General features: G+C 62.4%; 17 protein-coding genes. 4 read left to right on the top strand and 13 right to left on the bottom strand.

Going from position 1 to position 26,519, the window contains the following annotated elements; translation table 11 throughout:
- Position 1: 1 nt before the first annotated feature.
- From HV796_RS12390 to HV796_RS12350, 9 genes are all read right to left on the bottom strand, one after another.
- Positions 2-850 carry a type II secretion system F family protein gene (locus HV796_RS12390; protein WP_175226785.1) on the bottom strand — a complete coding sequence of 283 codons (849 nt, stop codon included), beginning with the start codon at positions 848-850 and terminating at the stop codon, positions 2-4.
- A 10-nt stretch (positions 851-860) separates the two neighbouring features.
- Positions 861-2,789, bottom strand: a complete 1,929-nt coding sequence (locus HV796_RS12385; RefSeq protein WP_175226784.1) for a TadA family conjugal transfer-associated ATPase — start codon at positions 2,787-2,789, stop codon at positions 861-863.
- Between the two features lie 21 nt (positions 2,790-2,810).
- A complete protein-coding gene (locus tag HV796_RS12380) occupies positions 2,811-4,418 on the bottom strand; it encodes a type II and III secretion system protein family protein (protein ID WP_175226783.1) in 1,608 nt (535 codons plus the stop codon).
- A gap of 21 nt (positions 4,419-4,439) precedes the next feature.
- On the bottom strand, positions 4,440-5,501 hold the full coding sequence (cpaB, locus tag HV796_RS12375; RefSeq protein WP_175226782.1) for a Flp pilus assembly protein CpaB: 1,062 nt from the start codon (positions 5,499-5,501) through the stop codon (positions 4,440-4,442).
- Between the two features lie 25 nt (positions 5,502-5,526).
- Complete coding sequence (locus tag HV796_RS12370; protein WP_175226781.1) at positions 5,527-5,730, bottom strand: hypothetical protein; 204 nt, start codon at positions 5,728-5,730, stop codon at positions 5,527-5,529.
- A gap of 1 nt (position 5,731) precedes the next feature.
- Positions 5,732-6,478 (bottom strand): hypothetical protein, encoded by a 747-nt coding sequence (locus tag HV796_RS12365; protein ID WP_246355831.1) that lies wholly within the window; start codon positions 6,476-6,478, stop codon positions 5,732-5,734.
- Positions 6,475-7,296, bottom strand: a complete 822-nt coding sequence (locus HV796_RS12360; RefSeq protein ID WP_175226780.1) for a hypothetical protein — start codon at positions 7,294-7,296, stop codon at positions 6,475-6,477. Before HV796_RS12360 ends, HV796_RS12365 begins: the two co-directional genes overlap by 4 nt.
- Before the next feature lie 68 nt (positions 7,297-7,364).
- Positions 7,365-8,891, bottom strand: a complete 1,527-nt coding sequence (locus HV796_RS12355) for a hypothetical protein (RefSeq protein ID WP_175226779.1) — start codon at positions 8,889-8,891, stop codon at positions 7,365-7,367.
- 22 nt (positions 8,892-8,913) lie between these two features.
- On the bottom strand, positions 8,914-9,162 hold the full coding sequence (locus HV796_RS12350) for a pilus assembly protein (protein WP_246355830.1): 249 nt from the start codon (positions 9,160-9,162) through the stop codon (positions 8,914-8,916).
- A gap of 549 nt (positions 9,163-9,711) precedes the next feature.
- On the opposite strand from HV796_RS12350, the gene HV796_RS12345 reads away from it, so the two are divergent.
- Together HV796_RS12345 and HV796_RS12340 are read left to right on the top strand one after the other, a co-directional pair.
- Positions 9,712-17,667 carry an ESPR-type extended signal peptide-containing protein gene (locus HV796_RS12345; protein WP_175226777.1) on the top strand — a complete coding sequence of 2,652 codons (7,956 nt, stop codon included), beginning with the start codon at positions 9,712-9,714 and terminating at the stop codon, positions 17,665-17,667.
- 98 nt (positions 17,668-17,765) lie between these two features.
- Complete coding sequence (locus tag HV796_RS12340) at positions 17,766-18,842, top strand: OmpA family protein (protein ID WP_175226776.1); 1,077 nt, start codon at positions 17,766-17,768, stop codon at positions 18,840-18,842.
- A 68-nt stretch (positions 18,843-18,910) separates the two neighbouring features.
- On the opposite strand, the gene HV796_RS12335 is transcribed toward HV796_RS12340, so the two are convergent.
- Positions 18,911-19,204 carry an Hpt domain-containing protein gene (locus tag HV796_RS12335; RefSeq protein ID WP_175226775.1) on the bottom strand — a complete coding sequence of 98 codons (294 nt, stop codon included), beginning with the start codon at positions 19,202-19,204 and terminating at the stop codon, positions 18,911-18,913.
- Between the two features lie 142 nt (positions 19,205-19,346).
- A complete protein-coding gene (locus HV796_RS12330; RefSeq protein ID WP_175226934.1) occupies positions 19,347-19,931 on the bottom strand; it encodes a response regulator in 585 nt (194 codons plus the stop codon).
- 208 nt (positions 19,932-20,139) lie between these two features.
- Between HV796_RS12330 and HV796_RS12325 the strand changes: the two genes are divergently transcribed.
- Positions 20,140-20,748, top strand: coding sequence for a response regulator transcription factor (locus HV796_RS12325; RefSeq protein WP_175226774.1), 609 nt, complete (start codon positions 20,140-20,142; stop codon positions 20,746-20,748).
- A gap of 21 nt (positions 20,749-20,769) precedes the next feature.
- Positions 20,770-22,971 carry a response regulator gene (locus HV796_RS12320; protein WP_175226773.1) on the top strand — a complete coding sequence of 734 codons (2,202 nt, stop codon included), beginning with the start codon at positions 20,770-20,772 and terminating at the stop codon, positions 22,969-22,971.
- A gap of 82 nt (positions 22,972-23,053) precedes the next feature.
- Here HV796_RS12320 and acnA read toward each other — a convergent pair whose 3' ends face one another.
- Both acnA and HV796_RS12310 read right to left on the bottom strand, forming a co-directional pair.
- Positions 23,054-25,771 (bottom strand): aconitate hydratase AcnA, encoded by a 2,718-nt coding sequence (gene acnA, locus HV796_RS12315; RefSeq protein ID WP_175226772.1) that lies wholly within the window; start codon positions 25,769-25,771, stop codon positions 23,054-23,056.
- Positions 25,772-25,819: 48 nt separating this feature from the next.
- Positions 25,820-26,519 (bottom strand): MmgE/PrpD family protein (locus HV796_RS12310; protein ID WP_175226771.1); only part of this gene is annotated, 700 nt, incomplete at its 5' end.

Here is a 26,519-nt window from a genome sequence, read left to right as displayed (position 1 = left end):
GTCACACATCGATGTCGGTAATGTGGGAAATTGCCTGATATCCAAGGAACTCCATCACGGCGATCACGGCGAGCGTGCACCACCCGACCGGCTCGGTGAAAAGCGGCGCCATCGCAACGGGTTCCATGAAACGCAGCACGATCATGAGAAAGAGTGGCAGACAGGTCATTACGACGCCCTGCATGCGGCCTTGCGATGTAAGCGCCTTGATCTTGCCTTCCATTTGCAGCTTCTGTTGTAACGTCCTCGCGACCGATTCGAATGCTTCGGCAAGGTTGCCGCCCACTTCGCGGGTGATGGTGACCGCGGCGGTCACCATCAACAAATCGGGCACGGGAATGCGCGCTTCGACATTGCGCATCGCGAAGTCGAGATCGATGCCCAGACGAATTTCACGCATCAGCAGTTCAAGCTCCTGCGATATCGGCGCACGGGTCTCCTCGACGGTGCTCTCGAGTGCGATTGGAAAGCTTGCGCCCGCGCGCAGCGCGCCGGCCATCATCAGGAGCGCATCGGGCAACTGGCGCTCCAGCGTGACGACGCGTTTGCCGCGCATCCATGCCAGATAGCGTCGCGGCACGGCCAGCGCGACCGGTATCGTTGCAAGCGCAACGATCGCGCTGCCGCTCAGTACGAACGTGAAGCACGGCAACAGCAGCATGGTGAGCAACGTCCATGCGATGACGCGCTGGCGGTTGACGAATACGAAAGCGTCCGCAAGCGACTGTTCGACATCGTGGGCGATACGCTGGGTCCGCTGCGTGAGCGCCGTACTGCCGGTGCGCGCGAGCATCCCTATCGCGACGACGCTGCCGGCGAATGTCAGCGTGAGGATGACTAACAGGTTCATGTCGACTCCCTCATTCGCCGCGTGTGAAGATTTCGGTGTTCACCGGAATGTGCCGGCGCAGCAGGTCCTGGTAGAAATCGGGTATATAGGCGGTCGGCACGAAGTCACCCTGAATCTTGCCGTTTTCGCCAAAGCCCACCTCGCGGAACACGAATACGTCCTGCAACTGGATCACGCCCGACTCCATCCCGCTGACTTCTGTGATGTGAGTGACGCGCCGGGAGCCGCACGAAAAGCGCGATTGCTGGACGATGATGTCGACCGCCGAGCAGACCTGTTCACGAATCGCCTGGACGGGAAGGTCGAGGCCGGCCATCAGCGTCATGACTTCGAGCCGCGCAATGCAGTCGCGCGGTGAGTTTGCGTGCGCGGTCGTAAGCGAGCCGTCGTGTCCGGTGTTCATCGCCTGTAGCATGTCGAGCGCTTCGCCGCCACGGCATTCGCCGACGACAATCCGGTCCGGGCGCATCCGCAAGCAGTTTCTGACGAGGTCGCGAATCGAAATCGTGCCTTTGCCCTCCATGTTCGCAGGGCGCGCTTCGAGAGAAACCAGATTGGGTTGCAACAGCTGAAGTTCCGCTGCGTCCTCGACAGTGACGATCCGCTCTTCGTCGGGAATGTAGCTGGACAGTACGTTGAGCAGCGTGGTCTTGCCCGACCCGGTACCGCCCGAAATCACGATGTTGGCACGCTGCCGCACGGCGGTCTGCAAAAACTCGAGCATGTCCGGCGACATCGAGCCGAAGCCGATCAGATCCGCGCCCGCGAGTTTGTGGCGCGAGAACTTGCGAATCGTGATACTGGGCCCTTTCAGCGCGAGTGGCGGGATCACCGCGTTCACGCGTGAGCCGTCCTTGAGCCGCGCGTCCACCATCGGCGAGCTTTCGTCGATGCGCCGGCCGATCGGTGCAACGATCCGTTCGATCGCGCCGAGCACGGCGCGGTCGTCGGTGAAGATCACGGGCGACCGGGAGAGGCACCCATTCTGTTCAACGAAAATCTCGTCGTGACAATTGACCATGATCTCCGAGATGTCGGGATTGGCGAGCAGTGCCTCGAGCGGACCCAGCCCGATAATCTCGTCGAAGACGCTCTTCTTCAGCGTTGGGATGTCGACGTCGGTGTGCCTGAATGCAACATCGTGCGCGAGAAGCTCATCCAGCGCATCGCTGACGGTCGCGCGCAGTTCGTCGTCGGCCATCCGCGATACGTTCAGGCGACGCAGATCCAGTGCTGCGATGACCTTCATATGCGCGAGCTTGCGCAATCCGACGCCGATCGGGCTGTTGATCGGCGCGCCCTCCATTGCGACCTCAGCTGCGCGTTGCGCAGCCCGTTCCTCGAAGGGATGCGTCACGTTGGTGAGCGTGGCCGGCGGGCGCTGGCCGGCCCGGCTTGCGGCGACGCCGGGTGCTGCGGTGCTCTGTGACAGATGCAGATGGTCGCGCTCCAGCGACGCCGACGCATCGGCCTGATTGCACACCGCATGCGTATCGTGACGCTGAGATCCCGCTGCGGCGGCGGCACGCGCATTCGTGAGCGACCCGTGCTGAGGAGACGGCTCCGGCTTGCCGCTGCTGAGCGCGGAGGCGGCCGGGACAAGCGGTATGGCCATGCTCAACGCGGCACCCGCCGCGATAGGTGACGAGTGCGTAACCGGGACGACCTTCAGTAAGGTCGTGCCGATTTCGATCAGATCGGCACCGCCAAGCGGCCCATAGCGGCTCACAGGTGTTCCATTGACCAATGTCGCGACAATTCCGCCGTGATCCTCGACATACCACGCGTGATGTTCGTTCACAAGGCGAGCGTGTGTCTTGCCGATGAACATGCCCTTGATCACGATGTCAGCGTCGGGGCTTTTGCCGATCGTGCAGCTTCGCTCGATTTCGATCGTCCGTACCGGCGCGTTTCGCGTATGGATCTGCAGCTTCAACATGGGTCGGGCTCCATCGAGTGATCAGTTGCTTTCGCCGGGACGCACAGCCGGTTGCAGGGTCGGCGCGGTAGCGACCGTCGGTTCGCTGATCGTCGGCAGTTGGGCGTTGCGTATCTGGATGGCTTCAGCGAGCCCGATTGGCGCAGCGTAAGCGCGCGCCGCATGCGTGATGTCGGCAGCGCGGGGGGCGCCTTCGAACGGCACGGTCGGTGTCGGTGTGCCGGCGTCGTGCGAAGTGTCCGACACGGCGGGCGGCACGGCGCGCTCCCGCGCGGCGGCCGGCGTGGCTGCGGGAGCCGCGCTATCGCCAAGCGGACTCGGATCGCCGAATCGCTCGCGATAGAGGTTCGCGCCTTTGTCCGACCGTGCGAGCAAATCCGTATTCGGTGCGAGCGTCGGGTCCGAAATCAGCGGTGTGACGAAAATGACAAGGTCGCTCTTTTTCGAGCGGAACTTGTCCGAACGAAACAGTTGACCGATGATCGGCAGCCCGGCGAGAAATGGCATGCCATTCGACGCGTCGAGCGCATCTGCGCTGACGAGTCCGGAAATCGCGATTGTTTCGCCCGCGCGAATCGAGATGTCCGACGTCGCGCTGCGTGTAAGAAATCCCGGAAAGCCGCCGTATGAAACCGACGGGTCGATCTGGCTGATTTCGGTCTGCACATTGGCCGAGATAACGTTGTTCGCATCGACCACCGGCTTGATGTTCAGCTTGATCCCGTATGGCTTGTAGTCGACGTCGGTGGTGCCGAGCGCGCCCGCCTTCGGGATCGGCACTTCGCCGCCGGCCAGAAAGGTCGCGGTCCCGCCGCTTTTTGCGTTTAATTCGGGAGCCGCGAGAATATACGCATCGCCGTTGTTGATCGCGAAGTTGATCTTCGACGTGAGCGACGACGCGAGTCCGGCAAAGAAGAAGTTCGTGCCTGGCATGCCGCTGCCCGTAAAGCCCTGGCCGGTGAGTTGCGGGCCGTTGAACTGGCTGTCCCATGCGATACCGAGATCCCGTTGACCGGTGCGCGTGATCTCCATGATCTGCACCTTGAAATGGACGGTTTTCTTCAATGCATCGCCCTCGTCGACAGTCGTCGTGTCGATGACGTTGCCCAGATCGGCAATCGCGGCTTTGACGACCGGCGCCATGTCTCGATGCACGGCGCCGGAGAGCACGATGTTCGGTCCTATCGTTTGCACGCGAAGTCCAGTGACCGAGGCCAGCACGTCGCGCAATTGCGTGGCCGTTGCAGCGACGTCGCCTTTTGCGATCCGTACGGTGGTCTGTAGCGCAACGCCGGCGTTATTCCAGACAATGAGCGACGTGACGCCGGCGCTTTCCGCAAGCAGCATCAGTCTGCCGTCGACGACGTTCGCGGTGATCAGTTTGCCGTTTCCGATTGCGATGCGTTTGATCGTGCCGGGCACGTCGACCATTCTGACTTCGCCTCGGTACATTTCGAGAATTCCGTCAGTGGCGGATACAGCGTCGATCCCGTGAGCGGCGACGGGCGTCTGTGCAAGCGCGGCTTGCGCGGCGTCACACGGCGAGAGCGTGCTGACGGCGCTCAAAACAAGGCGAACGAACGCGCGGTACCACGCCGCGCGGCGGATGATGCAGTGACTCACTTTCATCGGAAACTCGTGCGGGGTGCTTTAATTCCGGTTCGACGCATTGCGCGAGCCGCGTTGCTGAAGTTGTCGTGCGATCGCGTTTGCTTCGTCGTACAGGCTTGTGGGCACGCCCGTCGCCGGCGGATCCGATGCAGCGGGAGCGGCCGGCGGCGCAGTGCGTGTATCGGACATCGTGAGGTCGGAGCCGGCAACACCCGGTGCGATCCTCGTCAAGCCAGACGATCCGCCGCCTGCAATGATCTCGACGACAGGCGTATCGCGGGGTCCTGCCGCTATCGGGAACAGGTCATCTTCGGCGAGCCTCGCGGGCAAGCTGGATTGCCGGTCGTCGCTATTGCGCAAGATCAGGCGTAGCGAGCCGACACGCTGAGCGAGCGCGAGACGCGCCGCTTGCGTCGACGGCACCTGCACAGTGACGGTGTTGTAGTTCACATTGGTGTGCAGGTTGTCGGCCAGATCCTGTGCGTCATCCGCATTGCGTGGACGGACGTCCTGGCCTGTCGCGAGAATCAGGACATCGGCCATCAGCAGCCTGATGACTTTGTGCTCGTCGGGCTGCCTGGACGCGTCCGCAGCTGGGTCGAGGCTCGTGCCGACCCAGTAGATGTCGACGCGATTGCCCGGCCGCACCAGCGACGCAGTCGAGTTAACGGTGTCAATTTCGAGCGTCAGCGCCCGTTGCCCGGCCGGCAGGATGTCGGAGAAGTCACGCCCGCGCAGTGCATCGATGTCACCTGTCCGCAAAGGGCGGCCATGCAATACCGGGCGCACCAGCTTCGACGCGCGATACGCATCGAAGTCCGTGACTCGAATCATGTCGTCGTATACGAGATCGGCGGCTATGTCGCGCGAGACGAAATCGCCGCTCGACAACGCCGTCCCTGCCGGGACATCGCGATTCGGCACGACGACCGCAACGCCGGGGCGTGTCTGCCTGCCGGACATTTCGGCCTTGAGCTTCGCTTCGTGGTCGACGAGATACCGGTAGACAAAGAACGTCAGCGCGCCGGCGATCGAGACCGCGACGAGCAGCACGATCCACGCATTGCCGAACAGCGAACGAAATCTGATTTTCTTTAACATGACGAAACAAAGAGATACAGGTCCATCAGGGAAGAGACAGTGCGAAGCTATACGCGCTGAAGCAGGACTTGAGCGCGGCGATCAGCGCGGTGACTGCGGGCACCTGATCGCCGGCCAGCAGTGCGATGACGAGCGCGCAGGCGACGACCAGATATTCGACGCTGGCCTGGCCGCACTGCCGGGATGGCGACGTGCTGCGGGTCGCACGGGTGATGGCATGTCGGTGCATGTCAGCGATCCCTTGTTATGTGAATGACCGCCTGCGTCTGGCCCTGGCGGTCGGAGAAAACAGCGTCGACGCGGTCGGTGCCGCGCTGCATCCCGATCGCGCCACCGACCGCCTGCCGCGTACTGTCGAGCGGGTAGACGGGCATGAATGCAACCGTCGTCCAGCCTTGCGCGGCGAGCATACGGCCGTAGCCGCGCGCCTGATTCACCGCATCGCCGTTCAGACGCACGATCCATGTCCGGCCGGTTTGGCCCGGATCATGGCTTTCAATGTCGGAAACCGTTTTACTGCCAGGTGGCAACGGCACCGCCGAGTCCGGGATGAGGTGCCGTGCGCTGCCCCCGTTCAGACGCACCACGCTCATCACTCCCTTCGCGTGCAGGCCTTTGCGTACCGGCGCGATCAGCAGCACGTAGTGGCATGCTCCATCGAGCGCGGACAACAGTAGGCCCGAGAACTCGAGCCGTGCTTTGGCCGGCACCCCTTCGCGCGCCCAGAATGCACGAAACGATTCGGATACCTCATCAGCGGACTGCGCGAACTCAAGGCCATAGACGGTTGCCGGAACTCCGTTCACCAGCATGTCGCGGCCGATGATCTGGATGCGCTCGGGCTGCACGGGTCGCCGATCGCATTCGGCAGCGGCCGCAACCGGCAGCAGTAGCGTGCAGGCCAGCCACCTGAATCGGACAGACCAGCGGACGGCGCAACGCACAAAGCGCCAGGCGACGAAAGATGAGCGTTTCATGGGGCAACGCGATCGCCCGGCAAAACGTCTTGCTGGATGCGGCCGAATTCCAGCGTGTCGATTTCCGGTGCATAGCGTCGCAGGCCCCTGTACAGTGTCGGCGAGACCAGCTCGACATGCGCTGCGGGCGCGGCGCGCGTGAACAGCGTCCGGCCGTTCGCCGAGCCTTCGGGCAACCACGTGTTGGTGAGCAACGCATTGGTGTCGACAAAGGTGAGGCCGTCGAAGTCTTGCCATAAGCGCTTGAGTGCGTCGCTCTGCTTACCGATGGCAACGGTGAGCGTGCCGGATTGCAGGTTGCGAGTCGGTAAATCCAGCGTCGCGGCGAACGTCGCGCCATCCGCTGTGAGGACCGTGCCATAGGGTGCCGTGGTGTACGACGCAAGCGCGGCAGACGGGATCGGTGCTGCGCTGCTGGACGCGGCGACGTCCTGTGCGGCAGCAAGCAGCGACTGACCACTGTGGTCGCGCCACATCGCCTGACCGGCGGCGGGCAGGCGATCCACGTCTCGATCGGTGGCCAGGAGCTGGCCGCCGTTTGCGGCGAAGGTCCTTTGTAGAAACTCGTGCTGAATGTCACGGTCGCTTTTCGTTACTTGCAAAGCGCCGCTACCGTACGCCGCGAACCAGTCGCGCTCGCTGCGCGTCGCATCCGCAGAGGCATTCGCGTCGGAGGAGAGCCATACGGAGCGTTCCCACGCGACGTAGCGCGATCCGAGCAGTGTCTTGTTGCGGACGTCGCTGAATTTGCCGAGCATCGCCAACGCGGTGAACAGAACGCCGGTGGCGAGGCACGTTACCACGAGAAACTCCAGCATCGCCTGGCCGGTGGGCGCATGCCGGGCACGCGGTCCGTGAAGCTTCACACTTGAGCAAGCGCGTGATGTCATGGTCGGCCCCGCGTTCCGGCGGCGACCGGCATCTGCGCCTGTCTTGCAGCGGTCCGTTCGCCATCGCTGACAGGCGCGAGACGGACCTGCCAGTAGGGACTAAAAGTACTCGGATATTCGACCTTGCCGTCTTCGCGCAGCCATTCGCTCGCATGCAACAGTGCGCCCGCGCCGAATGGATCTCCCGAGGGACGCACGAAGTACGCCTGAGCGCTCGCGAGCGCGCGCATGACGCCGCGTGCGCCGCCGTTATCGACCTGCATGCGTGCCGCGCCACCGAGCTGTCGCGTCGGGGTGAGCGTACCGATGTCGCGTTCGACTTCGATTGTGATGCGCGGCGCGTCGTCGGCGCTCGGGGTGCCGGCAATGTCCTGATAGGGGAGCAGGCCGCCATTGTTCGCGTCGAGCGATGGCCCGGGACCGAGCGTAAATTGCTCGGCCATCGCATCCGGGATCAGGAGGCCGGGTGTCGGGCTGGTGTGATCGCCAAAATTGTAGTAACCGCCGTATCCCTTCCAGTCGCTCCATGACACGAATGGTGGGTTTGTCATATAGCCGCGCGTGTTGCCGTTGGTGCTGCCACCGTGGCCGGCGATTGCGTCGATCGGCCCCGTGCACGGGGTCATGATGTGCGCGGTGCTTGCGTCGATCGATTGCCAGCCTTTCTTGTCGGTACGCAGTTGTGTCCCGCCAATATGCGACACGTTGATCGTGATACGGCCGGCAGGCCGACATTGCGGCGATGCCTGGTCATCGAGTTGCTGGTAGTTGGGCGCAACACTTCGCGACGATGCGCGTTGTTTGACGAAACCATCGAGCGTTTGCGCATCTGTCACGACGTCGGCGAAACGGTCGCGATCCAGCGTGCCGGCCGGCGTGATAATCGTCGTATAGGATTGCCAGGCGACGAGTTGCGTGGCGTTGCGTGTGCTCGTGAAAAAACCGGCGGTTGCATGAGTATCGGGCTGGTTTTGCCGCGCGACTGCATCTACGGTGTCGGGTATCGCGGTGATAAGCGCCATGTGATAGTGGAGCTGGGCGGTGCTTAGCGCTCGTGTGATCGAGCCGATGCCTTGCTCAACAGAGGGCAGCAACGCGTCAAGCGTATTGCGCACCGGGGCAATATCGATCCGGCCGCGCTGGTTCGGTATGCTCCACAATGCCGGATGAGCGGCGAGCGTACGAATGAGATCTTCTGTGTCGGTGTATCCCGTATAGGTCGCGTCGAGTTCGTCGATCCATGATTTCAACGCGACCACTTGCGCTGCAGTGACCTGATTGGCGACCATCGCGCGGTTCGTGTAAGCCGAAAAGTTGTAGTCGCGTGCCTGCAGCACGGCGGCGCTATACGCGGCCGCATCGGCGGTGTTCTGCAGCTTGATTTTCGCGCCGGTCATCTGAAACGAGCCGAATGCGACGTACAGGCCGATACCGCCGATCAGCAGAAAGAGGAGGGCGGGAGCCAGCGCCTGTCCGCGAGAGCGGGCGGGGCGGCCCCTGCCCTTGCGGGCGGAGCGTTGCATGATCGTTCTGGAATGCTAAGCGTTACTTGCCGTCCGTGCCTGCGTCCATATTGCCACCGCTTCCGTACGCACCCATGCCCTTGTTTTTGCCAGCATCGGACTTCGCATTGCTGGCGGCAGTTTTCGCGTCATTCACATCATTCGCCGAATCGGTACCGGACATTTCATGCGCCAGCCCGGCAGTCTGCTGGCGAATCGTTTTACCGAACGACGCATAGACAGCGATTGCGGATACCGCAATCAGCGCCACAATAATGATGTATTCGGTCATACCTTGACCGCGCTGCCTGCTTTTCTTGAGAGCAAGGCAATGTTTGACAGGTTTTCTCATAAAAAATAATAAGAGAGTGAATTGAGGATTTTTCCAGCATTAATCTGGTTATTGATTTGAAATCAATCGATGCAACGTGACCTGCAATAAATATATATTCGATCACGTGCAGTCGAAGTATAAAGAAGACTGACGCTTTGGAATGTGAGAAATTTCTTCGCGTGGGCCGCATGTTTCCCAAAGCGATCCCGATGCAGTACGCGCATTCTCGCGTGCTCCCGCTGGTCCGTCCTTTAGTCGATCGGATAAGTCGATCCGATATGTGCTGCGTGTCACGAATTCCTCTTTCCCTTTGCATTTTCGGAAAAATCCTACGCTCACGCATCTTTCCCTGATTTTTAAAAGTTTCTCGAAAATATAAATTGATCACGCGAGAAGTCTGGATCAATCGAATAAAACGATTGTCAGGCTTTATCGGGAGCCGTCTGTCGCAGTTAAAAGCGCACGCACGAGAAATTCACCTGTGTTATTTGTGGGAAGGCAAGAGGAATGAACAAGGCGTACAAGTCAGTGTGGAACGAGTCAACCGGCACGTATGTCGCAGCGGCGGAAACCGCTCGATCGGCGGGCAAGAAATCGAGTCGCCGCGCGCGCAACATCGCGACTGCCGCGCTCGCCTCCGCGGCGACGTTCGGGGCGGTCGGCATGTCCTATGCGGCCGATACAACGGTGGTGCCCAAGGTCCCGACGAGTCAGGCTAGCGCGAACGGCCCGAACAGCGCGGCCGCACCCAAGCCGAGCAACGACTGGTTCTTCTGTTTCCTGTTCTGGTGCGGCGGGGACGGCGGCGGCACGACGAATGTCACATATAACGGTGTGAGTGCGCAGGATGCTTACGCGTATACGTACGATCGCAACAACCTCAAGTACTTCCACGTGAATTCCGCATTGCCCGACTCCTGGGCGAGCGGCAGTGACGCGATTTCGATCGGTGGTGGCGCGCGTGCCAACGGTACCAGCACCGATGGCGCCACTTACGCATCGGAGGGCGGCAACGCGGGTGGCGGACCGGTGGCGATCGGCGCGGCGTCGCTTGCGCAGGGCGCGTCGACCGTTGCGGTAGGGGTCAACGCGCAGGCGAACGGTCTGTATCACGCGGTCGCGCTGGGCGGTGACGCGCAAGCCACAAGCACATACACAACCGCGCTTGGCGGACACTCACTCGCATCGGCGGATGGATCGACGGCGCTCGGCGCACACGCATCGGCGCTTGGCAGCAAGTCTGTCGCGATCGGCTACGATTCCGTCGCAACACGCGCGAACACCGTGTCAGTTGGCCGGCAAGGCGGCGAGCGGCAAATCGTCAACGTCGCGGCGGGTAGCGCCGGGACGGATGCGGTCAACGTCAATCAGCTGAACGCGGCGATCGCCAGTATGGGTGGCGGCGGTGTCACGCCGCCACCGCCGCCGCCGGACACCACCGACCTCAAATTTTTCCACGCCAATTCGACGCTCGCCGATTCGACAGCCGGGGGCAAGGAATCCGTTGCGATCGGCGGTAACGCGACGGCGCTTGCGTATAACTCAGCTGCGATCGGTTCGAACTCACGGGCGGATCGGGCCAACTCGGTGTCGATCGGCAGCCCAGGTCTGGAACGTCAGTTGACGAACCTTGCCGCGGGCACGACCGACACCGACGCGGTCAATCTGCGTCAGTTGAACACGACGGTGCAGAACGCGATCACCGGCGGCGTGCCGAACCTCGTGCAATACGACACAGCCGCGCATACGGCGCTGACGCTCGGCGGCGTGGGTGCTTCGCAGCCAGTCACGGTAACCAATCTCGCCGCTGGCGCGATCACGCAGAACAGCACGGACGCGGTCAACGGTTCGCAGATCTTCGCTTTGGCGACAGCGACGAATCAAGGTTTCCAGGAAATCGGCAAGGGCTTCGGCGCGCTTGCGCAAAGTACCGCGAATGCGCTGGGCGGGAGTGCGAGTGCCGATACGGCCGATGGATCGATCACCGCGCCGTCGTATACGGTGTCGGGCAAGACCTATCACAACGTTGGAGCAGCGCTCGATGCGCTTTCGGCAAGCGGTGGCGGTAGTGGTTCGCCGGACGTGGTGAAGTACGATGGGTCGTCGCACACGAAGGTAACGCTTGGCGGCGTGGGGGCCGGTGTACCTGCTGCGCTGACGAATGTCGCCGCGGGAGGCGTGTCCGCGACGAGTACCGATGCCCTCAACGGCGCGCAGCTTTATCAGACGTCGTCGAGCGTGGCGAGTGCGTTGGGCGGTGCGTCGTCAGTGGGCGCGGACGGTCGCGTGTCGACCGCGTATACCCTCGACGGCACTACGTACAGCAACGTCGGGTCCGCATTGTCGGCAGTCAATGCGAAGATCGGTTCGGGGTCGGCGAATGGCGTGACGTACGACACGAGTGCGCACGATAAAGTGACACTCGGTGGGGTGACCGCGCCGACGCCGGTGCAGGTGACCAACGTCGCGGCGGGTCGGCTCGACACGGGCAGCGCGGATGCGGTGAACGGCGGCCAGCTGTTCGCAACGGCGAACAGCGTGGCGAAGGTCGTCGGAGCGGGTTCGGCCGTCAAACAGGACGGCACGGTGACCGCACCGACTTTCACGATTTCCGGCACGACGTACAACGACATCGGCTCCGCGATGAACGCGATCGGCGCGGTCGGCAAGGACGTGCAGGTAACGGCGAAGTACGTGAAGGTCGTGTCGAATGCGAGCGAGTCGCTGTCACTCGGTAGTGAAACGACCGCGATCGGCGGAGGCGCATTCGCCGCCGGCAATCGAAGCCTGGCAGTCGGCACCGGCGCCCGCTCGCAGTTCGACGACTCGGTCGCGATTGGCTCCGGTGCGCAGGCGTACGAGGCGAATACCGTTTCGTTCGGCCATGTCGGCGCGGAGAAGCGCATCACGAATATCGCGGCGGGCATCAACGCGACGGATGCGGCGACGGTCGGGCAGCTGACCGCGCTGCAAAAGCAACTGACGCAGCCGAGCAATGGCTTGAAGTCGATGGCGCTGCTCGGCGCCACGCCGGTGACCGACTACATAGCGGTCAGTTCGAATACCACGCCAGGGTCGGCGACGCATGCGTCGGACGATCTGAACGCAATGGCCGTCGGTCCGACATCGGCGGCCACCGGACCCAATGCAGTGGCGGTGGGTTCGGGCGCAGGCGCGTTGCGCACCGGTTCCACAGCCATCGGCGCGAAAGCGGGCGCGCTGGGCATCAATACGACGGTGATCGGTGTGGGCGCATCGACAGGATTCGAAGCGAAAAACGGCGTCGCGATCGGCTATCTCGCCAGTGCGGAAAGCGAGGATACGCTGAGCCTGGGCACCACTTCCGTGGCCAACGGCGTCGGCTCGGTGGCGTTGGGTACGAATGCCGTGACGTTGGAGGCGGCGGTTAGCGGGGTCGCGATAGGCAAGGGCGCGACCGCGAATGCGTCGAATACCGTTGCGCTAGGCGCCGGGTCGGTCGCGGACCGCGCGAATTCCATATCGGTCGGCAACGGCACCAGTCAACGTCAAATCGTCAATGTGGCGGCGGGTACGGCGAAGTACGACGCGGTCAACGTTGACCAGTTGACCGGCATCACCACTGCGCTCGGCGGTGGTGCTGGCGTCAACGGCAACGGCACGATCAAACAGCCGACCTATACGGTCGGCGGCCAGACCTATACGGACGTCGGCTCGGCAATTAACGCCGCCGCTCTGTCGGGAGCGGGTGCGGCCGACTCCGTTAAATATGACACGACCGCGCGCGACAAGGTCACGCTGGGCGGCACGAGCGCGACGAAACGGGTGACGCTCGCCAACGTCGCAGACGGCAAGGCGGATTCCGACGCCGTGAATATGAAACAGCTCAAGGATCTCGGCGCGAGTTTCGATAGCGGGGGCAATGTCAACGGCGGCTTCGTCGCATATGACGATTCGACGAAGCAGCAAGTCACGCTGAAGGGCAGCGGCGGCACGAAGATCACGGGCCTGAGCGCCGGTAATCTGAGCGCGAACAGCACCGACGCGGTAAACGGCGCGCAGTTGTTCAAGACGAATCAGGATGTCGCGAACGTCGCCGGCAATGTGACGAATCTGACCAATGTGGTGAACAACATCGCGATCGGCGGGGACGGCGTCAAGTACTTCCACGCAAATTCGGCGCTCGCGGATTCGTCAGCGTCCGGCGCGAACTCGGTAGCGATCGGTGGCGATGCGCGTGCGAGCGCGTCCGGTTCGGTCGCGCTCGGCTCGGGTGCGCTGGCGGATCGCGCGAATACTGTGTCGGTCGGCGCAGCCGGTGCTGAGAGGCAGATTGTCAATGTCGCAGCCGGTACGGTGGATAGCGACGCGGTCAACCTGAAGCAACTGAAGGATCTCGGCGCGAGCTTCGATACGACGGGCGGCGTGACTGGCTCGTTCGTGGCCTATGACGACACGACGAAAACGCGGGTGACGCTCGGTGGCAAGAATGCGTCGGTGCCGGTGACGTTGGCCAATGTCGCGGCGGGCAAGGTCGATTCGGACGCGGTCAACCTGAAGCAACTGAAGGACCTTGGCGCGAGCATCGACACGAGCGGCAACGTGACGACCGCGTTCGTCTCCTATGACGATTCGACGCGCAGCACGATCACGCTGAAAGGCAGCGGTGGCACGCAGATCACGGGCCTGAAGGCAGGTGCGCTGAACGCCGCGAGCACGGATGCCGTCAACGGTGCGCAGCTTTATCAAACGAATCAGAACGTCACGAACCTGAGCAACGTCGTGAACAACATCACGGGCGGCGGAAATGGCGTCAAGTACTTCCACGCAAATTCGGCGCTCGCGGATTCGTCAGCGTCCGGCGCGAACTCGGTAGCGATCGGTGGCGATGCGCGTGCGAGCGCGTCCGGTTCGGTCGCGCTCGGCTCGGGTGCGCTGGCGGATCGCGCGAATACTGTGTCGGTCGGCGCAGCCGGTGCTGAGAGGCAGATTGTCAATGTCGCAGCCGGTACGGTGGATAGCGACGCGGTCAACCTGAAGCAACTGAAGGATCTCGGCGCGAGCTTCGATACGACGGGCGGCGTGACTGGCTCGTTCGTGGCCTATGACGACACGACGAAAACGCGGGTGACGCTCGGTGGCAAGAATGCATCGGTGCCGGTGACGTTGGCCAATGTCGCGGCGGGCAAGGCCGATTCGGACGCGGTCAACCTGAAGCAACTGAAGGATCTTGGCGCGAGCATCGACACGAGCGGCAACGTGACGACCGCGTTCGTCTCCTATGACGATTCGACGCGCAGCACGATCACGCTGAAAGGCAGCGGTGGCACGCAGATTACGGGCCTGAAGGCAGGTGCGCTGAACGCCGCGAGCACGGATGCCGTCAACGGTGCGCAGTTGTTCCAGACGAATCAGAACGTCGCGAACGTCTCCGGAAACGTGACGAATCTGACCAACGTCGTGAACAACATCACCAACGGCAGCGGAATCAAATACTTCAGCGCGAACTCGACGCTCGATGGTGCGACCGCGACCGGCACGGATTCCGTCGCGATCGGCGGCAATGCGCGCGCGACCAGCACGAATTCGGTTGCGCTCGGTGCGAACGCCCTTACCGTTGCCAACCTTAGCGCGTCCGCTTACCAGCCCGGTTCGCTCGAACTCTCGGGCGTCACGCCGGCCGGCGAAGTGTCCGTGGGTTCAGTGGGCAAGGAGCGCCGTGTGACCAACGTTGCGGCGGGCTCGGCCGGTACGGATGCGGTCAATGTGAGCCAGTTGAAGTCGGCGGTTGCCGCAAGTTCGTCCGCGAGCCTCGCGAGCGCGGTGCTCTACGACACGGCGGCGCACGATGCAGTGACGCTCGGCGGCACGGCGGCCGTGGCGCCCGTCGCGTTGAAGAACGTGGGGGCCGGCCAGCTTGCGGCTGCCAGTCGCGATGCGGTGAACGGCGCGCAGTTGTTCAATACGGCGACGAGCACCGCAACGGCGCTCGGAGGCGGTGCCGTAGCCGGTGCCGACGGCAAGATCAAAGCGCCGACTTATAGCATCAGCGGCAAAACGTATGGTGATGTCGGTTCGGCACTTGCGGCGGTGGGTTATACGGTCGATACGATCAATACGAACGTCACGTCCGCGACCAAATACATCAGTGTGGCCGCCCCGAACGACGATGTATCCACACCTGAGGCGAAGGCGACCGGCGGCAGCGCGGTTGCGATCGGCAGTGGCGCGCTGGCAAGCGCCGATCAATCGATATCGATCGGCGCCGGTGCGGGCACGCCGCAAGGAAAGGGCAATGTCGCGATCGGTTTGAGTGCAACCGCTTATGTGGATGGATCGATGGCGCTCGGCAGCAACGCAAAAGCACGTGGCGTCGACTCGATCGCGATAGGGGACAAGGCGTTGGCGGAATTTGATAACTCGATTGCGATTGGTATGGGGGCGAAGACGGATGCGGCCAATGTCGTGTCCGTCGGCAGTTCCGTTAGCCAACGGCGCATCACGCACGTCGCGGACGGTATAGACGCGACGGACGCGGCGACGGTCGGTCAGCTAGCCGCGCTGAAGCAGCAAGTGGTGAAGCAGACAGCAGGTGTCCAGTCGATGCTGCTCGGTGCGGCGCCGGTGACCGACTATATCGCGGTGAGTTCGAATACGACGGCAGGCGCGCCAACGCATGCATCGGACGACCTGAATGCGATGGCCGTCGGGCCGACATCGGCGGCTACCGGGCCGGAAGCATTGGCGGTCGGCGCAGGCGCGGGAGCGCTGCGCACCGGCTCCACGGCGATCGGTGCGAAAGCAGGTGCGCTAGGCATCAATACAACGGTCATTGGTGTCGGCGCATCGACTGGCTTCGAGGCGAAAAACAGCGTTTCGATTGGCTATCTGGCTAGTGCGGAAAATGAGGATGCGCTCGCCCTCGGTAGCTCAACCGTTGCAAGCGGCACCGGTTCGGTCGCGCTCGGTTCGGCGTCCGTCGCGGAACGGGCGAACACGGTTTCAGTCGGCAATGCGACATTGCAGCGGCAGGTCATCAACGTCGCCGCGGGCAGCGGGAGCTTTGATGCGGTCAATGTGGACCAGCTGAAGGGCGCGCTCGCGGCGTTCGGTGGGGGTGCGACCGTCGACAGTACGGGTGCGGTCAAGAAGCCGGCGTATGCGATTGGCGGCACGACCTACACCGATGTGGGTTCGGCGCTGAATGCCGTGGCGCAGGCGGGCGGCGCGGGGGCGGCCGACGCGGTGAAATACGACACCACCGCACATGATCGCGTGACCTTGGGAGGCGTCAGTGCGAGCGTGCCGGTCACGCTGACCAACCTTGCGGCGGGCGCGGTGTCCGCGTCGAGCAAGGATGCGATCAATGGCGCGCAGTTGTATGGTGCAGCCGATTCGCTGGCGAGTGCGTTGGGCGGCAGCGCGAAGGTCGGAGCGGACGGTAAGGTATCCAGACCGACCTATTCGATCGACGGGAAAACCTACGATAGCGTCGGAACCGCATTTGCAGCGGTCAATTCCGCGATTGCGACCGGTTCCACGGACGGCGTGGTCTACGACTCGTCGGATCGCGACAGGGTCACGCTGGGCGGTGTCGGTGCGAGCGTGCCTGTCACGGTGACGAACGTCGCCGACGCGAAGTCCGACCTCGACGCGGTCAACCTGAAGCAACTGAAAGCGGCCGGCCTCACCGTCGACCCGGGTACCGGTGTCGTGACCAACGCGTTCGTCGCGTACGACAACGCGTCGAAGTCCAGTGTGACTTTCAATGCGGGTGGGTCTCCGACGCAACTGAAGAATGTCGCTGACGGCGTCGATCCGTTCGACGCGGTCAACGTCGGGCAGATGCAGTCGTACGTCACGAACCAGATCAGCAACTACTCGCCGCCGACGCCGAACGTGGTGGTCAACGATCTGCCGACCGGCACCGCTACCGGTGACGCAATCGCAATCGGCAACGGCTCGGTCGCATCGGGGATCGCGGCGATTGCGATCGGCGCACGCACGGTGACGGCGGGTGACCAGTCGGTCGCACTCGGTGTAGGCGCTTCCGCTCCTGCGACGAATTCGGTTGCGCTTGGCGCGAACTCCGTTGCTGACCGCGACAACACGGTGTCGGTCGGCGCACCCGGCGCGGAGCGTCAGATCACCAACGTGGCGGCCGGATCGGCACCGACCGACGCAGTCAATGTCGGTCAGTTGAGCAGCGCGGTAAACGGTATCCAGAGTCGGATCAACGATATGGACCGCGACAATCGCCGCGGTATCGCATCGGCGTCCGCGCTCAATATCGTCACGCCTTATCTGCCCGGCCGCACGACGCTCAACGCCGGCGTTGCCGGCTACCGCGGCACGGCGGCGCTCGGCATCGGTCTGTCGCGCTGGAACGAGAAGGGTACGGTCAACTACAACCTCGGTGTATCGAGCGCGGGCGGCAACAGCACCATCGTGCGCGCGGGTGTCGGCATCGTATTCGGCAACTAGGCGGACCGCGAGGCCTTGATCTGAATCCCGATACATCGGCGTAGCTGACCGGGCCGCGTGGGGTTTCCCGCGCGGCCCATTCTTGATGGAACACGAACATGAAGTATTCATTGATCACCGTTGCGTGCGCGGCGCTGCTTGCCGGATGCTCGGCGTCCGCAACCCGCGACCAACTGCAAGTGCAGAACCCGAGTGTCTTGCAGACCGGTTTCGGGGCGACGCAGGACAATGCAGCCGGCGCCGCGACCTCGCAATGGCTCGACACCTATCGCGGAGCTGACAACCACCAGTTGGCGGATACCGTGCAGAAGCGGCTGCAGGCGCTCGGCGCTCGCAAGGACAACTATTTCGGCGCGAAGGCGCAGTGCTGGGTCGATGCCGCCCAGCAGGAACGCGGTCAGTTCAATCACTGGGGCTTTATTGAAGAGGCGTTGCGCGAGGCGGACAGATTGACCACGTCGCTTGAAACAGGCAACGGTCTTGTCGCGGATAATCCGGAATTGCGCACGGCGACCGTCGTGCGTCCCGATGTCTGGCAGAAAATCCTCGCTGCCAAGGCGGCACCGCAGTTTCCGACATGCATCGAAGCACAACGTCTGACGGCCTGTTCGGAAGTCGAGATGATGCATGCGGGACACGAGGCGTGGACGCGCGATTTCACCGGCAGTGCGCAGCGCGTCGACCGGGTGACACAGACGCTGCCTGGTATCGACGTGGCGCTCGATGCGTGCAAACCACCGCCGCCTCCGCCGCCGAAGATCGAACCGAAGATGACGCTGCAAGGCGATACGACGTTCAGGTTCGACCGCGGCGATGTGGCCGGCATGTTGCCTGATGGACGCGCCCGCCTCGATCGGTTGATTGAGGACTTGAAGCGTGTCGATGACGTGACCACCATCGGCATCGAAGGCTACACCGATCGTATCGGCAGCGACGCGTACAACCGGCAGCTGTCGAAACAGCGTGCCGATTCGGTCCGGCACTACCTGCAGCAGGGCGGCGTCGGCGTTCCGATGACGGCGCGCGGGCACGGGAAGGCCGACCCGGTCGTGCAGTGTGACGAGAGAGATCGTCAGCAGCTCATCGAGTGTCTTGCGCCGAATCGCCGCGTGGAGATGAACTTCATGCGCACGAGTCCGGCCGGCGGCGACCATGAGCCGCTAACCGAGCGTTGATATTGCGGTTACCGGGCGAGGCGTCGTTCGGTAACCGCCACGCCGGGCGTACACGTCGGGCGCATCAATCAGCTATCCGGATCGGATGCCGGGGAAGGTGCCGGTTGGTCCGATACGTCGAAGGTCCGATAAACGGCCGCGAAGCCGAGCTCGATTTGCGACAATGCCGCGCCGGCTCGCATCGCATCACGTTGTTGACAATACATCTCGAGCGCGCCGCATGCTGCAACCGTTTCGTCCGCATCCAGTATGCGTGCGATTCCTTTCATCCGGTGCGCGACAAACTCCGCTCGCACGAAATCGCCTGCTCGCAGCGTGGCGTATGCGTCGTGAAGATCCACCAAGGTGGTCTCGATCAGCATTTCACGTAGATCCGCGGGGCCATGGTCGATCAGTTCGGACCAGCGATCCGAGCCCGCGGCGTCCTGCTGCCTTTTGACGGACCGCGGGTTGGCGCAACGCCTCGACTTTTCATCTCGATTGGCTGACATGGCGAGAAACCCGTTAGTGCCCGATGCCGTTCGACTTCGCGTATTCGACGAGGTCGACGACGGTGCGCAGCGCGAGCTTGCGCAAAAGCCTTGATTTGTAGGTGCTGACCGTTTTCGGGCTGATGCCGAGTGACATCGCAATCGACATATTGTTGATGCCGCGGATCAGTAGTCTCAACACGGCCGTTTCGCGTTCGGAGAGCACAATGCCGCGTTCTTTCGATGTATCGGAGGCAAAGCAGGTGTAGCCCGCAAGAACGAGACGCGCACTCGAAAGCAGTTCTGACGGTTCGCGTACCTTGCTGACGAAACCGTGGGCGCCCGCCTTTTTCGCCTGCGCAGCGTGAATACGTTCATCGGCCGACGAAAATACGAGAACCCGCATTTCAGGCCGCACGTGGCGCAACGCGGGGATCAGTTCGATGCCGTCGAGGTCCGGCAGGCGCAAGTCGACGATCGCCAGTTGCGGCGCAGCGCTCTCGGTCAACCGCAGCGCTTGTGCTGCCGTTCCTGCTTCGGCGACTACGTTAAATTCGTCGGTTTCGCCAAACACCTGACGCAGTGCGCGACGCATTGCGGGGTGATCGTCGATGACCATAATGCTGGAACGCGGCATGGACATAATAGATGTGTCAGATTCGAAGCCGGTTTGTAGGAAAAATCATACGGGCAATGCCGATGTGTCGCGCTTTATGATAAGGAATGCATATCGTATGTGTTTGCTATAATCCTACCTGATTTTGATGATTTATCCACCTGATTCTAGCCGGGTCCGATTCTGAATCGTCGGGAAATGAGGATTGTTAATGAAAAGAATCGTCATTGTCGATGACCACCCAATGGTACGGGGAACCGTGGCAAGTATGCTCGCCACCGATCCTGAAATGCAGGTCGTCGGAGAGTGCGGTGACGGCGAGCACGGCCTGAATATGATTCTTTCCGAAACCCCAGACCTCGCCATTCTCGATCTCGATTTACCCAAACTCGACGGATTATCGATGATCCGTCAAATTCGCGAACAAAATGAGACCATTCGCATACTGGTCTTGTCGGCGAAACTGGAGCAGGTGATGGCTAGCCATACACGGCTCGCCGGCGCAAATGGTTACGTCAGCAAAGCGCGAGAACTCGGCGAATTATTGACGGCGGCACGTACGGTATTGCTCGGCTATGACTGCTTTCCGGCGGAAACGGGCAATGCGAATCGGGAAGGCGGTCTCGAATGCCTGTCGCCGCGTGAAGTCGAGGTATTGCAGTATCTCGCGCGCGGGGTCAGCAACAAGGACATCGCGAGCAAGCTATATCTGAGCGATAAAACCGTCAGCACGTATAAAACCCGTCTTCGCGAAAAGCTCGGCTTGTCGACCCTTGCCGGCATGATCGACTTCGCGGTGCATCACAAGCTGATCGACTGACCCGCAGCCTGAACTGGAAATATGAGCCAGACCGTGATCCCGGTGGGTGCATCGCTGCTCGCGCGTCGCCTATGCGATATCGCGCGCGTATGTGCGATAGAGCATGCGGCGGCGCTGGCGTCCGTATGCGCGTTCGCGTTGCTTGGCGCACCCGTGACCGGTGTCGTGGTGGCCGCATTGATCGCAACGTCGCGTGCGCGTGCCGCGCTCGAGATCGCGCTATGCCGCTTGCGTACCGCCGAGGATGAACTGGCACAACTGCGTCGCACAGCATCTGCCGCACAAGCTCACGCAGTGAACATGCAACTCGAAGCACAGCGGCGATCCGCCGCGGCGGCAGTCGACCATGAACGTGAATGCTCGCGCGTCGCAGAGCTTGTGCGACGCATCGTTTGCGACCCGGCGCGGGCCATTGTTGAAATGTTGAACGCGGTCGGCGCACAAGGTGTGCAACGCCCGGTGCAGCTTATCGGAGCGCCCGTTGGACACCTGATTCGCTCGGCGCTCGCGACGTTCGCGCAGAACGTTCACGATGTGTTCGATCCATCTCCGGCCGATAGGTGTGCGATCGTGCTCGAAGAATCGCCGGTGGACCTGCGATGTGTGATCGATGGCGCAGTGGCGTTGCTTGCGCCGCGCGCGATTGCGAAGGGGTTGCAGTTGCGCGTTTGCACAGACCGCTCGGTCGCGGCATGGGTGCTGGCTGACCGCGAGCGGATCGGGCAGATCGTGTTCAATCTGCTGGACGCGGCTATCTCGGCCACTCGAGTCGGCCGACTCACGGTCGCCGCCAACACCGAGACATTGAACGCGGGTTCGCAGCGCGTGTTCATCGGCGTGAGCGGCGCGCGGCCCGGAACGCCATACGATCGGGTGGTGGTCGTCGACGACCAGGCGTCGAACCACATCGGCACGCCGGACGTCCCGGATCTTGGGCTGTGCCGCTTGCTGGCCCAGCGCATGGGCGGCGATATCGAAATCGGCAATAGCTCGGCCTTTGGCGTATGCATGGCATTCCACGCGCCGTTTACCGTTGAGCGTTTCGCCCGTCCACCGTCGTCGGGTGACGGCCGGCGACGGGCGGTGGTCGAACTGTCCGCGTGCCATGAACGCCGTGCGTTGTGCGATTTGCTTGACAAGCTTGGCGTGGATGTCGTGCCGGCAGGTATGCCCGTACCCGGGCATGTCGATCTCTGGTTCGCCGATGAACACGCGCCGGTTCCCGGGTTGTCGCGTGTCACGCGGATCGTTTTGGTAACCGAATCATTCATTCCAGGTGGTCTGAGCGAAATGGATGGCCATTTAACGCTGTCGGTGAATCCGCTGTCGTGGAGCGCAGTTGAGCGCGTCTGTATGTTGCGAGGCATCAATCGACGCGTGCGTGCACAGAGGGTGCCTGCATGCGACACGCAAGCACCGGCGTCCACCGTCGCACAGCGCGCAGTGCTGATCGTCGACGATAACGAGATTAACCGCAAAGTGGTGGCGCGGCAGCTCGATGTGCTGGGATATCGCTGTGTCGCCGTGCCGGGCGCCGAAGCGGCAGTGGCCGCAATGGCGCGGCAAAGCTTTGATGTGTTGATTACCGACCTCCATATGCCCGGCGCCAATGGCATTGAGCTTGCAAAGCGGGTGCGCGCGATGAATCGTCTCGCGTCACCCAAGATGCCGGTCGTGCTGATGACAGGCGAAACAGATATTGGCGATCGCGTCGAGGTGCCTCCCACCCTGTTCGATTCCGTGCTGCCAAAGCCGACAAGTCTCGACGCGCTTAACGCATGCTTGCAGGCGCTGTTCGTCGAACCCCTGTTGAACGCGCGGAACCTCGGGACCGAACAGGAGGAGCGGCTAGATCGACGGCATCTCGATGCGTTGTCCGAGCATGGCATCGACGTTGCCGAAGTGTTGAGCGGCTGGCAACAGGCGATGGAAGAAGACCTGATGCAACTGCACGCGTGTCGCGAGCGACGCGATGCTGATGGATTGCGTGCGTTGTTGCATCGCCTGAGCGGCGCGGTCGGGCTGGTCGGCGCAGCCGGGCTGATGGACGCGCTGCGACAGTCTGGTGCAATGCGGCCGGAGCCGCCGGCGGTCTTGCTCGACAGTCTTGTCTCGCGGATTCGCGTGTTGATCGCTCAACTGCGACGCGGAAATCAAGCGAGTGACCAGGCGGAGGCTGAACAGGCCATGCCGATGTCCGGCGCCGTTGCCGTTGAACGATAAAAAAAGCCCAGCGATGGCTGGGCTTGAAAGTCACTGCGTCCCGTTAGCGGGACGCAGCACCTGCAAAACACTGGCTTGGCGCTTACGCAGCGAGCAGCGAGCGCAGCACGAACGGCAGAATCCCGCCGTGCTTGTAGTAGTCGACTTCAATCGGCGTATCGATGCGCAGCAGGACCGGCACGCGTTTCGTTTCGCCGTCTTTCCGATGGATCACCAGCGTGACTTCCTGTTGCGGCTTGAAGTCGTCCGTGAGGCCTTCGACGTCGTACGTCTCGTCACCCGTGATGCCAAGCGACTGAATGCTGTCCGAGCCCTTGAACTGCAGCGGCAGCACGCCCATCCCGACCAGGTTCGAACGGTGAATACGCTCGAAGCTGCGCGCGACAACGACCTTCACGCCCAGCAACTGCGTGCCCTTCGCCGCCCAGTCACGCGACGAACCGGTACCGTACTCTTCGCCGGCGAACACGAACGTCGGCGTATCTTCGCCGATGTACTTCATCGCGGCGTCGTAGATAAACATCTGTTCGCCAGTCGGCTGATGGATCGTCAGGCCGCCTTCAACACGCGTTCCGTCCGCCTTCGCCGGGATCATCAGGTTCTTGATCCGCACATTCGCGAAGGTGCCGCGCATCATCACGTCGTGATTGCCGCGGCGCGAGCCGTAGCTGTTGAAGTCGGCTTTCTGCACGCCGTTGGCCTTCAGCCACTTGCCGGCCGGCGAGTCTTCCTTGATCGAGCCTGCCGGGCTGATGTGGTCGGTCGTCACCGAGTCGCCGAAGATACCGAGCGCACGGCCGCCCTTGACCGCGGCGATGCTCGACGACGGCTGCATCGAGAAGTCGTCGCCGAAGAACGGCGGCTCGGCGATATAGGTCGACTTCGGCCAGTTATAGACCTGGCCTTCGGCGCCTTCGATCTTGCTCCACAGGTCGCCCTTCTTCGTGAGCTGCGCATAGTTCGTGCGGAACGCGTCGGCATCGAGTGCGTACTTCAGCAGCGCGTTGACTTCTTCGCTCGACGGCCAGATGTCGCCAAGGTAGATGTCCTTGCCACCCGAGCCCTTGCCGACCGGCTCGGTCATCAGGTCGCGCGTGATATTGCCGGCGATTGCGTACGCGACGACGAGCGGCGGCGACGCGAGGAAGTTCGCGCGGAGGTTCGGATGGATACGTGCTTCGAAGTTACGGTTGCCCGACAGCACCGCGGCCGCCACGATGTCGTTCTTCGTGATTGCCTCGTTCAGTTCCGGCGTCAGGTCGCCTGCGTTGCCGATACAGGTCGTGCAACCGTACGCGGCGAGCGTGAAGCCGAGCTTGTCGAGGTACGGCAGCAGGCCCGTCTTCGTCAGGTACTCGGTGACGATACGCGAGCCAGGGGCGAGCGACGTCTTGATGTGCGGTGCGACGGTCAAACCGGCTTCCACGGCCTTCTTCGCGAGCAGGCCAGCGGCGAGCAGCACGCTCGGGTTCGACGTGTTCGTGCACGACGTGATCGCGGCGATCAGGATGTCGCCGTTCTTGACGTTCACGCCGTTACTGGTCGTGTATTGCGCGTCGAGGTCCGCAGCCTTCTTCGCGAAGCCGTTTTCGCCGACCGGCTTCGAGAACAGGTCCTTGAATGTCGACTTCACATTGCCGATTTCGATGCGGTCTTGCGGACGCTTCGGACCGGCGAGCGACGGCGCGACCGAGCCGAGATCGAGCTTGACGATCTTCGTGAAGTCGATTTCGCCTTCGCCCGGCACGCCGAACAGTTCCTGCGCCTTGAAGTAGTTTTCGAACGCGGCGATTTCCGCGTCGGTGCGGCCGGTGCCCTTGAAGAAAGAGATCGTCTTTTCGTCGACCGGGAAAAAGCCCATCGTCGCACCGTATTCCGGCGCCATGTTGCCGATCGTCGCACGGTCCGGCACGGACAGCGAGCGCGTGCCATCGCCGAAGAATTCGACGAACTTGCCGACCACTTTTTCCTTGCGCAGCAGTTCGGTGATCGTCAGTACCAGGTCGGTCGCGGTCACCCCTTCGCGCAGCTTGCCGGTCAGGTGTACGCCCACCACGTCCGGCGTCAGGAAGTACACCGGCTGGCCGAGCATGCCGGCTTCCGCTTCGATGCCGCCCACGCCCCAGCCGACCACGCCGATACCGTTGATCATCGTCGTGTGGCTGTCGGTGCCGACGAGCGAATCCGGGTAGTACACGGTGTCGCCGTTATCGGTCTTCTTGTGCACGCCGCGTGCGAGGTACTCGAGGTTCACCTGGTGCACGATGCCGACGCCCGGCGGCACGACCTTGAACGTGTCGAATGCCTGCATGCCCCACTTCATGAACTGGTAGCGCTCGTTGTTGCGCTGGAATTCCAGCTTCATGTTCAGGTCGAGCGCACCCTTCTCGCGGAAGTGGTCGATCTGCACCGAGTGGTCGACGACGAGGTCGACCGGCACGAGCGGCTCGATCGACTTCGGGTTCTTGCCCGCCCGCTTGGCGACGCCGCGCATCGCGGCGATATCGGCGAGCAGCGGCACGCCGGTGAAGTCCTGCAGCACGACGCGCGACACGACGAACGGGATTTCGTCGACGCGCGCCGCGTTCGGCTTCCAGTTCACCAGTTGCTCGATGTGTTCGTCGGCGATCTTCTTGCCGTCGTAGTTACGCAGCACCGATTCCAGCACGATACGGATCGAGACGGGCAGTCGCTCGATCTTGATGTTTAGTGATTTGCCAAGCTGCGGCAGCGAATAGTACTTGCCTTTGCCGGAACCGCTGTCGAATTCCTTGAGCGTTTTGTGGAGGTTGTGGGCCATGGTATTTTCCTGGGGTTTTCGAGGAAATGACGTTGCTACGTTTCTGAACTAAATAACGTACAGATCGACGTATTCATTGACAGGCATTGCTTCAAGCGTGGCCTGATCGAGCGACACATCGAGAATCGCCTGTTGCTGTTTCACCGGGAAACGCCGCGCGAGGTTCGTGCGGAATTTCTCGACCAGCAGCGGGATGCCATCGGCACGGCGGCGCTTGTGGCCGATCGGGTACTCGACCGCCACCTCGTCGAGCTTCGTGCCGTCGCTGAATTCAATGGTCAGCGCGTTGGCGATCGAACGCTTCTCGGGGTCGTGATAATCCTTCGTGTACTGCGGGTCCTCAACGCATTCGATCTTCGCGCGCAATGCGTCGATGCGCGGGTCCTGCGCGATCGCATCCTCGTAGTCGGCCGCGGTCAGGCGCCCGAAGATCAGCGGCACCGCGACCATGTACTGGATGCAGTGGTCGCGATCGGCCGGGTTGTCCAGCGGCCCCTTCTTGTCGATGATGCGGATGGCCGCCTCATGCGTGCGGATCGTGATCTTCGTGATGTCTTCGGCGCGTTTGCCCTGCGTGGCAACTTGCCGGTGCAGCGTCATGGCCGCTTCCACCGCAGTCTGCGAATGGAACTCGGCCGGAAACGAGATCTTGAACAGCACGTTCTCCATCACGTACGAGCCGTACGGACGCTGGAACCTGAATTCATTGCCCTTGAACAGCACATCGTAGAAGCCCCATGTTTTCGCG

The organism is Paraburkholderia humisilvae (assembly GCF_902859855.1).
GTDB classification, from domain to species: domain Bacteria; phylum Pseudomonadota; class Gammaproteobacteria; order Burkholderiales; family Burkholderiaceae; genus Paraburkholderia; species Paraburkholderia humisilvae.
The sequence above is the reverse complement of the archived record's forward strand: the minus strand, read 5'-3'. Positions and strand labels throughout refer to the sequence as shown.